Origin of the sequence: Sphingobium terrigena (genome assembly GCF_003591655.1) — a bacterium.
In the GTDB taxonomy this organism is placed as follows: Bacteria; Pseudomonadota; Alphaproteobacteria; order Sphingomonadales; family Sphingomonadaceae; genus Sphingobium; species Sphingobium terrigena.
Window position 1 is genome coordinate 1 of record NZ_QVRA01000018.1, and the last position, 13,549, is coordinate 13,549.

7 protein-coding genes and 1 pseudogene are annotated in these 13,549 nt (G+C 63.2%); 3 read left to right on the forward strand and 5 right to left on the reverse strand.

Annotation, left to right across the window (positions count from 1 at the left end; translation table 11 throughout):
* The first annotated feature begins 64 nt into the window (after nt 1-64).
* A complete protein-coding gene (locus D0Z70_RS16985) occupies nt 65-1,507 on the forward strand; it encodes an efflux transporter outer membrane subunit (protein ID WP_119748539.1) in 1,443 nt (480 codons plus the stop codon).
* A 28-nt stretch (nt 1,508-1,535) separates the two neighbouring features.
* A pseudogene (locus D0Z70_RS16990) lies at nt 1,536-1,756 on the forward strand (IS1380 family transposase); the annotation flags it as partial.
* A 467-nt stretch (nt 1,757-2,223) separates the two neighbouring features.
* Here D0Z70_RS16990 and D0Z70_RS16995 read toward each other — a convergent pair.
* From D0Z70_RS16995 to D0Z70_RS17005, 3 genes are read right to left on the reverse strand one after another with little or no spacing between them, the layout of a single operon-like run.
* Nucleotides 2,224-5,502 (reverse strand): efflux RND transporter permease subunit, encoded by a 3,279-nt coding sequence (locus tag D0Z70_RS16995; RefSeq protein ID WP_119748541.1) that lies wholly within the window; start codon nt 5,500-5,502, stop codon nt 2,224-2,226.
* Nucleotides 5,499-6,599 carry an efflux RND transporter periplasmic adaptor subunit gene (locus D0Z70_RS17000; RefSeq protein ID WP_119748543.1) on the reverse strand — a complete coding sequence of 367 codons (1,101 nt, stop codon included), beginning with the start codon at nt 6,597-6,599 and terminating at the stop codon, nt 5,499-5,501. Before D0Z70_RS17000 ends, D0Z70_RS16995 begins: the two co-directional genes overlap by 4 nt.
* A gap of 1 nt (nt 6,600) precedes the next feature.
* Nucleotides 6,601-7,176: a TetR/AcrR family transcriptional regulator gene (locus D0Z70_RS17005; protein WP_119748545.1), complete on the reverse strand. Its 576-nt coding sequence runs from the start codon at nt 7,174-7,176 to the stop codon at nt 6,601-6,603.
* A 105-nt stretch (nt 7,177-7,281) separates the two neighbouring features.
* Here D0Z70_RS17005 and D0Z70_RS17010 point away from each other — a divergent pair, with 105 nt between their 5' ends.
* The gene (locus D0Z70_RS17010; protein WP_119748547.1) at nt 7,282-8,688 is read left to right on the forward strand and encodes an efflux transporter outer membrane subunit; all 1,407 of its coding nucleotides are present in this window, start codon (nt 7,282-7,284) and stop codon (nt 8,686-8,688) included.
* Between the two features lie 672 nt (nt 8,689-9,360).
* Here D0Z70_RS17010 and D0Z70_RS17020 read toward each other — a convergent pair.
* Together D0Z70_RS17020 and D0Z70_RS17025 are read right to left on the reverse strand one after the other, a co-directional pair.
* A complete protein-coding gene (locus D0Z70_RS17020) occupies nt 9,361-10,236 on the reverse strand; it encodes an alpha/beta fold hydrolase (protein ID WP_025549969.1) in 876 nt (291 codons plus the stop codon).
* 194 nt (nt 10,237-10,430) lie between these two features.
* A complete protein-coding gene (locus D0Z70_RS17025; RefSeq protein WP_220475660.1) occupies nt 10,431-12,944 on the reverse strand; it encodes a winged helix-turn-helix domain-containing protein in 2,514 nt (837 codons plus the stop codon).
* Nucleotides 12,945-13,549: the final 605 nt, after the last annotated feature.

Below are 13,549 nucleotides of genomic sequence, written 5' to 3' on the forward strand. Positions count from 1 at the left end.
CGGGCCGGACGGTCACCGTGACGCTCAATGGCGCGGAAAATGCGCTCGGCCCCGGCCGGAGCGAATGACGATGGGGCGCGTCGGAACGAAAAGGCCGCTCGGACTGATGGGCGCGCTGATGCTGGCTGGCTGTGGCACGGTCGGCCCCAGCTATCGGGCGCCGCCCTTGCCCGCAGGCATCTCGGATCGGCCCGCGAGCTTTGCCGAAGGAAAATCGCCCGCCTATTCGGCTGAACCCTTGCCCCAGCGCTGGTGGCGCCTCTACGCTATTCCCCAGCTCGATGCGCTCGTCCAGGAAGCGATCGAGGCCAACACCGACCTCAGGGTCGCGGCGGCCAATCTCGAACGCGCGCGCGCGATTGTCCAGGAGGTCGAGGCCGGCGCGGGCGTCCAGACTTCCACGGCGGGCGGCGTATCGGTGGGCGAGCCGTCCAATCTCGGTCTCGGCTCGCCCAACGGGACCCATGCAACCTTCGACGCCGGCGTCGGCATATCCTATGAACTCGACGTCGTGGGCCGGATTCGGCGCACGATCGAGGCCGCGCAGGCCGATGCGGAAGCGCAGGCCGCCGCCTATGACCTTGCGCGCACGACGGTCGTGGCCGGAGTGGTCGGCGCCTATGGAGATGCCTGCGCGGCCGGCGCGCGGATGACCGTTGCCCGCCATTCGGTCGAACTGCAGCGGCAAAGCCTCGCGCTCACCGAAAGAGGCGTGCGCGCTGGCCTCTACACGCACCTCGACGCCACCCGCTCGCGCGCGCTCCTGGCTCAGCTCGAGGCAGCGCTGCCGCCGATCGAGGCAGGCCGCAAAGCTGCACTATTCAGCCTTGCCGTGCTGCTCGGCCGGACGCCCGAAGATTATCCGCCCGATCTCGCGACCTGCCGGATCATCCCTTCCGTCGACCGCCCGCTGCCGATTGGCGACGGTATGGCGCTGATCCGGCGCCGGCCCGACATCCGCGAAGCTGAACGCCGGCTCGCGGCTGCGACGGCGCGCATCGGAGTGGCGACGGCGGACCTCTATCCGAGCGTCAGCCTCGGCGCATCGCTCGGCACGACCTCGCGGAGCGTGGGCGGGCTGGTCGATGATTCGGCGTTGCGGTTCAGCTTCGGCCCGCTCATCTCGTGGTCCTTCCCGGACCGGCGCGTCGCCAGGGCGCGGATCGCGGAAAGCGATGCAGCGGCGCGCGCGACGCTGGCGGCATTTGACGGCAGCGTCCTCGCAGCTCTCCGCGAAACCGAGACGGTCCTCAGCACCTATGCCCGCGATCTGGACCAGAATGCCAAGCTCAGGGTCGCGCGTGATGAGAGCGGGAGGGCTTCCGCGCTACAAGCCCGGATGACTCGGGGCGGTCTTGGAACGGGTCTTGAACTGCTCGACACGCAGCGAAGCCTTGCCACAACCGAAGCGGCGCTGGCGGCCTCGGATGCGTCCATCGCCTCGGATCGCGTTCGGCTGTTCCTTGCGCTCGGCGGCGGCTGGGAAGGAGGGATGGCGGGGCCGTGATGGCCGAGCCTTCGCGAAGCGTACGCTCGGCCTGCCCACCAACGCCGTGCTGCGCGCCGATCTTGAAATCGTCACGGTTGCCGATGCCTGTGCGGTCAGGCGGGCGAAGGCGCAGCATCCGGTCCTGCGCAATTATGCCGAGACCACTACGGCGCCAAAAAATGGGCATGCCAGCGCCGCGTCCTCGCCCGCATCGAGGCCAGCACGATGGGCATGGACACCCTCGCGATGGCGCAGCGGCTTGGTACAGTGCGGCAGGCCGAACTTGCTGCCAACCTTGACCCCACCCAAAGCCGGCACCGTGCTGTCGGCACGACGGTCTGGGGGGCAGGGGGCATTTCGCCCGAGGAGGCTGGGTGGGCCATCGGCTCGCCCTCCTCACGACGCGCGGGGCATTCGACAGCCCGCCAACGGCTGAGCACTGCGCGATCTCAGGGCCGGCCTTTCGCCCGCCGAACTGGCCGGGCTGAGATCAAGTCGTCCCAAAGACGCCCGGATCGAAGCGGATTCCATCCTTGAAGAGGCCGCGTGGCATTATCGCAATCTTGCGAGAAGGCCGGACCATGCGCCGCCAGCGGCGCTGCTGGAACATATCGACCACGCGACGTAAGCCGAATTGGAAGCCCCGCTACCGGGATCCGGCGCGCGGCGATCCTCGTGCTCGTCAGCCTGCGTCGCAAACGTCTTTCCTAGGGCCGCGGCATGGGACGGAAGCCTCATGCGCGCATGAGGCGCTCATAGAGGATCGGCACCACGAAGACAGTGAGCACGGTCGAGACGAGTGTGCCAAAGATCAGCGAGATCGCAAGGCCGCCGAACACGGGATCGGGGATCATGATCGCCGAGCCCAGCACGATGGCAAGCGTGGTGAGCAGGATCGGCCGCAGGCGGACCGCGCCGGCCATCCGCGCCGCCTCCGCCAGCGGCATGCCATGTTTCTGGTTATCCTGGATGAAGTCGATGATGAGCAGCGAGTTGCGGATCACCACGCCGGACAGTGCGATGATGCCCACGATGGAGGTCGCCGAAAAGTCGGTTTTCAGCAGCCAGTGGCCCGGAAAGATGCCGATGACCCCCAGAGGCACTGCGGACATGGCAATCAGCGGGGTGAGGAACGAGCGATAATAAGCAACCAGTAGGAAATAGATCGCCGTCAGCGCCGCCCCGAGCGCCATCAGCATGTCGCGGTAGATATCGAGCGTCATCCGCATTTCGCCGCTCCATAGCAGTTGGTAGCCGTCGATGATGTCAGGTGCCTTTTCGCTGAGGCTGAGATTGCCGGTGGCGAGCGGCTGCCCGTCCGGGGTGCGCAATCTCGACAAGCGCCGGTTGAGATCGAGCACCGCATAGACCGGCACGCTCTGCGCAAGTTCTCCTCCGACGAAGATCACGCGCTCATTGTCCTTGCGCTGGACCGGCTTGTCGGCGGTAGATGGTGTGCGCCGGACCAATTCGGCCAGCGGTATCTGGCGGCCGTCCCTGCTGGTCACGTAGAGGCCTTCGAGCCGTGCGGGGGCGGGCTGATCCGCGCGCGGCACATAGGCGCGGATCGGAACGGGGTTGCGCTCTGGATCGATATGGGCACGCCCGACCACCTGGCCATCATAGACAAGTCCCAGAACCTCGGCGATATCGGCAGCTGACACGCCGGAGAGCGCTGCTTTCTCGCGGTCAGGAACAAAGCGCCATTGCGACACGTCGGTAGGCTCGCTGTTCGAGATATCGACCATGTCATAGGTGTTGGCGAACTCGGCTTCCACCTGCTTCGCCAGCCGGCGCAAGCCCACGAGATCTTCGCCGTGCAATTCGGCGAGCACCGTCGCACGCACCGGTGGCCCCGGCGGATCCTCGACCAGTCTCACCCGGGCGCCCGGATAGCGGGTCCGAATGGCTTCGATCTTCAGACGCAATTCGCGGACGAACGTGATCGAGCTTTCCGAACGCTGGTGCTTGTCCAGGAGGTTGACGCGAATTTCGGCGACATTCTCACCCGTGCGAGCCGCCGTTCCCTGCATCAATCCATTGAAATCCGGGACCCCAGCCTGGCCGATCCAGTTCTGGTAGTTCACCACCAGCGGATTGGCGGCAAGCAGGCCATCGATCTCGTGAACCATCCGGGCCGTATTCTCGACGGGGCTGGCTTCGGCCATGGTGATCACGATGTTGAAGGTGTTCTTGTTGTCCTTGGGAAGGAAGCCCATGGCAACCCCAAGCGGCGGCACCGGCCCGCCGACGCCCGCCGGGCGGATGAACTGCCAGCCGCCTTGCGCGATCGAAAGGAGCAGGGCAACGACCGCGCCGATCATCAGGGCACGACGTGCCTTTGAGTGCTCCTGAAGCGGTCGGATCAGCCAGAGATAGGCGTCCCGCAACTTGTCGGGCTTGCGCTCCGCATGAGCACCGGCCTCTTCCGCGCTTCCATCATCCAATATGCCGCCGGTAGAGGCAGGTCGCTTGACCCAGCGGTTCGCTGCCCAGGGCGTGACGATATAGGCGACAATGATCGACGCGAGCATCGCGATCGGCACATTATAGGCGATGGGATAGAAATAATCGCCCGCCATGCCGGTCACGAGCAGCAGGGCCGCGAACACCAGCATCACGGCAAATGTCGCGAGATTGGTGGCGCCGCCGATCTCGTTGGTGGCAAGGACGGTCACATCCTCCTGCGAAGCGTCGGAGCGCTCGTGATGGTAGTGGCGGTGGATGTTCTCGATCACGACGATCGAGGCATCGACGAGCAGGCCCAGCGCCAGGATAAGCGCGAACAGGGTGATGCGGTTGATCGTCACCCCGCCGAGCAGGTCCGCTCCGAGCGTGATCGAGAAGATGACCGGAACGGTGACGGACACGATCAGCGCCTCGCGCCAGCCGAGGAACAACAGCATGATGAAGCTGACGGTAATCAGCGCGATCGCCAGATGCTCCATCAGCGCGTTGACGGCCTCGTCGGCTTTCTGGCCGTCGTCGCGGGTGGTTACGACATGGACCGCGCGCGGGATGAAGCTGGCCTGCATCCGCGCGACCCGATTGGCCACGGCTTCGGACACGGTGACCGCATTCTCACCCTTCTTCTTTGCAATGGCGATGGTGACGGCGGGCATTTCGCCTTCACCGAGCTTGGCGCGCGGGTCGCCCGCCGCAAATCCGAAACGGCTGAGGCGCGTGATTTCGACATGCGGGCCGTCGGAGATGGTTGCGACATCTCCGATCTTGATCGTGCGGCCATTGCGCACCCCGATCACGAGATCGCGTACCGCCGCCACCGATCCCAGCTCGCCGGAGTAGCGCAGTCGTTCCAGTCGGCCCGCCCGTGCCGGCCCAGAGAGGTTGAGGCCCACATCGGAGGCGCCCAGCGCTCCGCGTGCCTCGGCGAGCGAGATCGAGAAGGACTGCAATCGGACCGGATCGAGCGCGACATCAATCTCTCGGTTGCGCCCGCCATAGACGGAAACCACCGAAACGCCCGGCGTGCTGCGCAGGCGCTCAGCCATCGAATCCGCCAATCGCTTGAGGCCGAAGTCGTCATAGGCGGAGGAAGCGAGGGTCACGGTAACGATGGGCACATCGTCGGCATCGACCGCCTGGATCAGTGGGATAGCCGCATCGGCGGGAAGCCTGCCGCGGTTGGCGATCACCCGGTTGTAGAGCTTGACCAGCGAATCCTCGGGCGGCTGGCCGACCTTGAACTGCACCTGCACCGTGCCGAGGCCGGGTTGGGCGGTGCCGTAACTGTGGTCGAGCCCGGTCATCTCGCTGAGCACGCCTTCAAGCGGTGCCACCACCAGCCGGTCCACCTCTTCGGCGGTGGCGCCGGGCAGGGCGACCGTGACCATCGCACCGGGCACCACGATCTGGGGATTTTCCTCGCGCGGGGTCAGCAACACGGCGAGCGCGCCGAGCAGCAGCGCGGCCAGCAGGAAGACGGTCGTCAGCTTGGAGGTGATGAATGTCCTGGCAAGGCGGCCCGCTAAATTGAGCGGCGCCTCGGTCATCGCGTGGCTCCGCCGGCGAGGCGTGCGCCGTCCCGAACGGTCCGATCGACACGGGCGAGGATGCGTTCACCAGCCGACAGGCCGGAGGTTACGGTGACCCGATCGCCCAGCCGGTCACCCGGCCGCACCCAGCGGAAGGTGAGACGCTTGTCCTGGCCCACCACGAAAACCCCGGTCAGCCCGCCGCGGTCGGTGATCGCGGCGGCAGGCACCGCGACGGTATCTCCGCTGACCCCGTGATTCGTCGCCGATGGGAGCCGGACGCGACCGAACATGCCCGGCATGATTCCGCTATCGGCGGGAAGAACGATCTCTACCGTGTAGCGGCGGGTAGCCGGGTCCGCGGAGGGGACGACGCCCCGGACCGTGCCGGTTACGGGGCGATCTTCGCGCCCGTCGAGCAGCACGGGAGTCGCCGCTCCCGGCACGAACATCCCGAGACTGGCCTGGGGCGCGGCAAAGCGGAACACCAATTGGCCACGGCTCTCCACCGTCACCAGCGGCGATCCTGGCATCACCATATCTCCGTCGCGGATTTGCCGGGAAACGACGAAACCGTCGAAAGGGCTGGCAATCGAGGTGTAGCTGCGGTCCACCTGGGCAGCGGTGAGCGCCGCCTGTCCCTGGGTGACTCCGGCGGCGGCCGTGCTGTCTCGAAGCTGTTCTTTGCGATAGGCATCCATCGCCAAGGCACCGCTTTGGGCGAGCGGTGCATCGCGCGTGACATCCCCATGCGCATCGCGTTGTTCGGCCAGCGCCGCATCCAGCGCGGCGCTGGCGCGCCGAACAGCGGCCTCGGCCTGCCGCGCGTCGATGGTCGCAAGGATTTGCCCGCGCCTGACGGGCTGGCCGTCATAAAGGTCGGCTGCCCGGATAGTGCCCGAGGCGCGGGCCACGAGTTGCACGCGATCATCGGATTCGACCGTGCCGCTCGCGGCAGTTCCGTCCATGGATGTCGTCAGGGAGGCAGTCGTCACGGGCAGGTTGACGGCGGGAGGTTCCGCCGATTGCGATGTCTGGTCCCCACCGCCGCAGCTTGCGAGAAGGATAGGAAACGACAGGGCGATCGCCTTCGCCACACGGTGCTTGCGATCCATGTCAGCCCACCACCGAAGCGGACTGGATCAGGGCGAGAAGTTGAGAGGCCACCTGATCCACGGATTCGGACCTCTCGCTGTCTCCGGTCAGGCCGGGGGCGAGGGGCAGGATCAGGACCTGTCCAAGCGCGAAGCCAACCAGCGACAACGCGACCTCCTTGGCAGATATGTCCGTTCTGCCTTGCTCCACTGCAGCGACGATCGATTGGAATGGTTGCCGAAGTACCGTGCTTGAAAGGGTGGCGATGCGGGCTTCGTCTCCATCCAGCAGTTCCCGATACAGCAGGCGGGCGAATATCCGGTCGGTCATCAGCCTCCGGACGAACCATCGCACAAAAGCCTCGAGCTGGTTCGACGGGTGCTGGGCCAGCCACGCATCCAGATCGCGGGCGCAAGCCTCGAACACCGAGGCGAGGGTGGCCTCGATCAGGTCGGCCTTGTCCCGGAAGTGATAATAGAGGTTCGCCTGGGTCACCCCGACCAGCCTGGCGATATTGCGCATCGACACGGCTTCGTAGCCGCGCTCGGCGAAAAGCCGGGCGGCGGTTTCGAGTAATTGGGACCGCATATCGGACATGGAATGCTCACTTGTTGAACGACCGTTAAGTGGGTTAGTAAGTGATTCGTCCGTGGCTGTCCAGCAAGCTTGCGTCGCTACGGCCCTGAACCGGAGATACTGTCGATGCGTGCGCTTGTCTTTGTCCCTCCGCTCCTGCTGTTGCCCACACTCGGCGGATGTATGATGGGGCCGAATTACAAAGATGCACCGCCACCCCCCGCCTCGATGGGCAATTCCTTCGTGCGAACGGATCAGGTTTCGATGCCCGCCACGCAGCAACTGACGCCATGGTGGCGGGAATTGAACGATCCGCTGCTCGATCAACTGATCGGGCGGGCGCTGTCCTCCAACCCGGCGATCGATATCGCCGAAGCGCGTGTCCGGCAGGCGCGGGCCCAACTGCGAAGCTCGCGCGCGGCATTGGCGCCGGTTGTCGGCACCGGGGCAGGGGCCGGGAATATCCAGGCATCGAGATTGGTGACGGGTGGAGAGGCCAAGTCCTCGTCGCTCTTCCTCGCAGGCTTCGACGCCCTTTGGGAAATCGATCTATTCGGTGGAGCGCGGCGGAATATCGAGGCCACGCGCGCGCAATTCGATGCCGCGCAGGCCGATGCGGAGAATACCCGCCTCAGCCTGACTGCGGAGATCGCGCGCCAATATCTTGCCCTGCGCGCCAGCCGACAACGTCTGGACCTCGCGCGCCGTCTGCTTGCCAACCAGCAGAAGATCGCGAACCTCACGGCGCAGCTTGAAGGCGCGGGCAAGCTGTCGCGCATCGAGCGCGATCAGGCCGATCGCACCGTGGAAGTCCGGCGGCAAGCCATCGCGGCTCTGGAAGCGGACCGGAACGATCGCAAGGACGCGATAGCCGTGCTGCTGGGAGAAGCCCCCGGCGAGCTCGATGCCATGCTCGATGGCACGGGCCCGGTGCCGCTTCCCCCCGCCGCCGTCCCGGTCGGCGATCCCACCGCCATGCTCGCCCGCAGGCCCGATATCCGGGCGGCCGAGCAGCACCTGCATGCCGCCAATGCCGGGATTGGCGTGGCGGAGGCCGCGCGGATGCCCAAGGTCAGCCTGGCAGGCGTGGTCGGTCTTGGCAGCGCCATGAAGGGCGATATTGCGAGTGCCGACAATCTCTGGTCGCTCGCCGGTCCGACGATCCAATGGAACCTTGCCGATTTTGGACGCGGGCGGGCGGGCGTGTTGCAGGCCGTCGCCGGTCGCGATGAGGCGGCGGCAGCGTATCGCGCCGCCGTGCTCGTGGCCCTTCAGGATGCCGAAAGTTCACTCAACAGATTCGGCGAGGCGCGCAAGGCATTCGCGATGCAGACGCGCAACTCTCTGCTGGCGGACCACAGCGCTGGCCTCGCCCAGCAATCCTGGCGTGCAGGGCGGTCGTCCGCGCTCGCCGCGCTTGCCGCCGAAAACGATCAGTTGGCGGCTGCGGATCTACAGATTCAGGCCCGGATGGCCCTGACGACACAGTTCGTCGCGCTGCAAAAAGCACTAGCGATGGGGGTGAGTGGATAAACCAACTGAGCCAAGAGACGACAGGCGAGCTTGCAGCTTTGTCGATTGGATGTGTGTTGTCGATGAAGCTTTCGATGTCCTCGATTAGCGCCCTCCTGGAGCTATCGGCCCCTCGTTTTGATCCTCTTTTCGGTCAGCAGGGCGAAGAAGCGCTCGACCTGATTGGGCCAGCACGATGATGTGGGGCTAAGCGCATGTGCCAACTCGCTGCTCGGCAAACCAGTCATCATTGATCCAAAGGTACTTTTTGGCGAAACTCCTAACCCGCCTTATTCTCGAGGCTGGTCGATAGGGATTGTCGGGGGTTTGTCCTGGCGTGTCGGGGTGAGTCGGACACGGTCGGCTGTGGCGCCTGTTTCATCGCTGTTTTGCATGGCTGGGGGTTGGGCTGAGGGGATTGTTGGCGGGCACGGCCGCGCCGTTCAGGGGTTAGCTGGCGGCGCGAAGCGCGATGGCAAGCTCGCGGTAGAGCCCAGCCTCGGGGCAAGCGCTGGCGAAGGCGATGCGGATACGGCTGGCGGTTTCGACGATGCGGGCGGCGACCTTGATGAGCCGGAGGTCGCCTTATCGCAATTCACGGTGCAACATGTTCGCAGGTCGTTGAGCGCATCATGGGGATCGGCTCTGAACTTCGGGTCGAGAGGAGTCAGGGCGAAGACGTTCGGTAAGGCTTCAGCCGTCATAGGCTCGCGTCTGCCGGTCCAGCCGCTCAAGAAATCCGACCGCGGCGCTGAGAAAGGCGTCGTTGCGATCACCAGCTACCATGTGCGACGCGCCGGCGACATCGGTGAACTTTCCGTTCGGAAGCTGCGCGACGAAGGTTTCCGCCGCCTCCCGAGAAACCAACTCGCTCAGCCGACCCCTGATGAGATGCACCGGAAGCGTCAAGCCGGTCAATCGGGCTTGGAACGCGTCGGCATCCCGCAAGGATCGACAGCTTTGCATGCCAGAGACAACGCCGGGATCCCAATGCCAGCGGAACCGCCCGTCATCGCCCTGCTGCAGGTTCTTGGCCAGTCCAGAATGATCCGCTGGCCGCGGTCGGTGAGGTAGATAGGCCGCAATGACGTCTGCGGCCTCTTCAAGGTTGCCAAATCCCTGGGCGACATGGGCGTTCATGAACTCCATGACCTTGGCGGCGCCGTCTGGGTCCATGTTCGGAACGATGTCGACCAGGGTGATCGAGCTGAAACCCCCGGGCGCGATCTCGGCCTCCGCGTACAGTCCGGCGAGACCGCCGAGCGACGCGCCGATCAACGCCGGACGGCCACCCATCGCGCGCGCGACCTCCGCGAGATCTTCCGAGAACCGCTGAATCCCGTAGTCGCCCGTCGGTGACCAGCCACTCTCGCCATGGCCGCGAAGATCGAGCGTGACCACTTCCCAGCCCCGATCCGCAAGCGCCGCCGCCGTCTTGGCCCAGGCATGCCGTGTCTGGCCGCCGCCGTGCGCCATGAGTACTGAGCCGCGCGTTGGCCGACCATACATATCTGCGGCGAGGTCGAGGCCATCGGTTGTTCTGAAGATCGCTCGGCTTGGTTCATTCATAGGTGATCTCATTTCTGCGCCCGACCCGACAGCCCGCATTTCGATCGCCTCCACCGGGCGGTCCCGCTTAAGTGTTAGCGCATCGTTGTCTCCCTCGCCAGTGTTGGCTGCAGGTGGAGCGAAGCGGAACCGGAGGGTGATTTGGCGAAGGAACGACCTCTGAAATCGTGTAGCGCTCATGGTCGCGGGTAGTTTTACTGTAGAATTCCGAGCCTCTCCGATTCCAGCAGCGCTTGGACTCTGTTCTTGACTGCCAGTTTGGCAAATAGATTGCGAATGTGCCATTTGACGGTGTCTTCACTTATGCGATGCTTGGACGCGATGTCACGATTAGAGAGGCCTTCTCTTATCCTTTGAAGCATCGCCAGTTCCTTTCTCGTGAGCACAACCGAAGTTGTGCTTCTCGGCGAGCGGACGCGATAGTCGCCGGGCGCGGGTTCTCGACGCCCCAATTCCTCCTCGCTCGGAATGAGATTCAACAGTGGCGTCGAGATGGGTCCAAGCGCTTCCAGATGCCACCGTTCATCGAGGAATGTGCGATAACATCCAAGTCGCGAAGCAATGGCGATCGCGTCGGCTACGCGCTGTTCAGACACGGCCGATCTTCCTGTCCCGGCACAAGCAACGGCGGTGCAGAGTAACGCCGCAACCTCCAGCCGGCCAAGTTCTGATCGGCGTGCGTGGTCTAAAGCGACGTTTGCAAAGCGGTTGGAAAGGTGAAACTTCCCCTGTCGCGCCGCAATGCGCGCTTCGGTCAGCGATTGCCGTGCGCGGAGATACGGTCCATGTGTCGAAAGAAAAATTGGGTGATTGTGGTTCGGCAAGGTGGAGAGCGCCTGCTCCGCGCTCTCTGCAACGAACATATCCGCGAGCGTCAGTCGCGCCAGGACCTCAAGCCGGACGAAACCAGATTCTCCCGCTATCACGCGCATCTCGTTAAGAAGCTCGGCAGCACGTTTTGGATTGCCCTTGCAGCGGGCAATTGCTGCAGCGGTGCGATAGGCCGAGAATGTAAAATCGACAATGCCATGCCGCCGTACAAAATCAAGAATCTCGTCGACGTGTGCTTCTATGCCGTCAAGTTGGTTCGCCTCGTACTGAATTTCTAGTTCCAGCGTGTTCAGAAGGTTTACTGAGAAAGGTGTCGTGTTAATTTGAGCATTTTCGTCACCGCGCGCTTTTTTGAGTAAGGCAGCACCTGCGCGCATATCTCCTCTTGAAAGCTCGGCGAGAATCATGGCGCCGTAAAGCCATCCCAGTGCGTAGTGGTGATCCGCGATGTTGTTTACCGATGACGTCTCCAAGGACAGTGTCCTTAAATCACCAAACCGGTGCTCGCTGGCCGCAAGGAAGCAAAGACAGGTGAGCACAGCACCTTTGCTGACGAGGTCCGCCTCGTTATAGACTTTCATCCAGGCTTCGCACTGACGCCGACTTTCCGACAGATTGTCGCCGGTTGCTTCTCCGATGGCTTCGATGAGGTCGCACCAGCACTCTATTTGTCGGCTTACTTGTTGATCAAGACCGCTAAGTTCCGTGGCCCGCAAATCGGCCAACAGCCCACTCGCCCGCCGGTGGTCGTGACTAAAAATCTGGGCCCAGGCCAGGCCAAGGGCGATTGTTGGAGAACCCGAAATGACAGCAGCGGAAAAACGGCCTTGCCAAAACTGGATTTGGTCTATCTCGCCTTCCCGCAGAGCAATATCCATCATATTTTCAGACGCAACATCAGCGGCCGATTCGTTCTCACCCGCGCGTAAGGAGAGATTGATGCTGTCGCGAATGTTGTTGTTTTGTCTTTGCCATTGGGCGGCGCGGGCGAGCAGGTTCGGCTTCAAGCCGGGGTTCTCCACCGAGAATCTGTGCTCTAGAAATTCGCGAAGCAAAGGGTGGAACTCATAAGCTGTCTGCGATCGGTCCAGAGGCTGGAGAAGCATCTGCTCGGTGGAAAGTTTGTCTATAAAATAAGCCGCATCGTTTCGTTGGAACGCATGGTTGAAATATTCTGCTGATACCGATCCAAGAATGGAGGCGCAGAGACAAAATTCTCGAATATCATTCGGAAGTGAGTGTAGTATTGTGCTCCGGAAATATTTATCCAAGTCAATATCTACGCCTGTGATGCTGTTGACTATAAGGCGATTGGTTGAGTGGTTCTCCGATGCTGCTTGCATCAAAAGGCAGAATATCTCTGGCCAGCCTTGGGTGCGCTTCCAAAGCGAATAAGTTTCAACTTCTGAGACTGCTCGCCTTTCCTCCGTGAGCCCGACTGCTTTTGCTTCGTCGAAATTGAAGGCAAGCGCGTCATGTCTTAGCTCGTGGGTTTCTCGTCGCGCTTTCATGCGCGCAAAGCCGATGTCTGCCGAGCTTGCCGCGATGAATTCCACTTCGGCTGGCGTCGCCAGCATGAAGGCCTCGATCTCGTCTATCGAATGCAGATCAAATTCGAGATCATCGAAACAGATGAGAACCTTCGATCCTAGTCGATCCTTGGTCTCCCATAGCCAAGTGGCGAGGTCATAGAGGCTGCGAGGACATTCTCTCGGCCGCGGCGGGGGCGGCGTGTCGTGGCCGCCGGCCTCTTGGGTAGCGGCGAGCTGCGCGCAGATACGGTCCGCGAGGAGTTGCAGATCGCCCCGGCATTCTTTGATGGAAACCCATGCCGCCGCAGCACAGACTTGTCGACGATCGGCCCAATGCTGTGCCATCGCGACAGTCTTTCCGTAACCTTGAGGCGCCCGAAGGAGATAGCAGCGCGTCGGCTTTTCGGCAGCGAAGAGGCGAGGGCGCGAAAGGCATCCGGAGGCCAACGACGCCACTCGCTCATTGATAGAGCCTGTGGGAGGCTGTGCCCTTTGTCGCGGGCTAGAGTCGGTCTCCCGAGGCCGCATCTCAAATCCGAGCGGATGAGTCGACGCAGGCTCATCCGCTCGAATGCCTCTCACTTTCGCAGATGCTGTGTCTGTTTTTACATGCGTCATCGGGGCGGAACTATAGCAGCAGGCCGCCCGTGTGCAATCCAGAACCACTCTTTAGTGTGGGCTTTGGGCCGATTGGGTTGGCCGACCGCAGGCCCTCACTCGCCGTTCGTATGCGTTCAAGGCAGTGTCCGTGTCATCAACTTTCAATCTCCGGCTGTTAGTTAGGCTGCGATCTCCGCGATCTCCTTCAGGGCGAAGGCGGGTTGCCCAGTTCGGGACTTCGCCCGTCGAGAGATGAACTGCCTTGGTTTGACGCGTCAGCTTTTCCGCGCGAACACCAGGTCGGAGGCCAATGCCGTGTCCGGCGTAGAATTCCACCGGCTTCAAGCGGA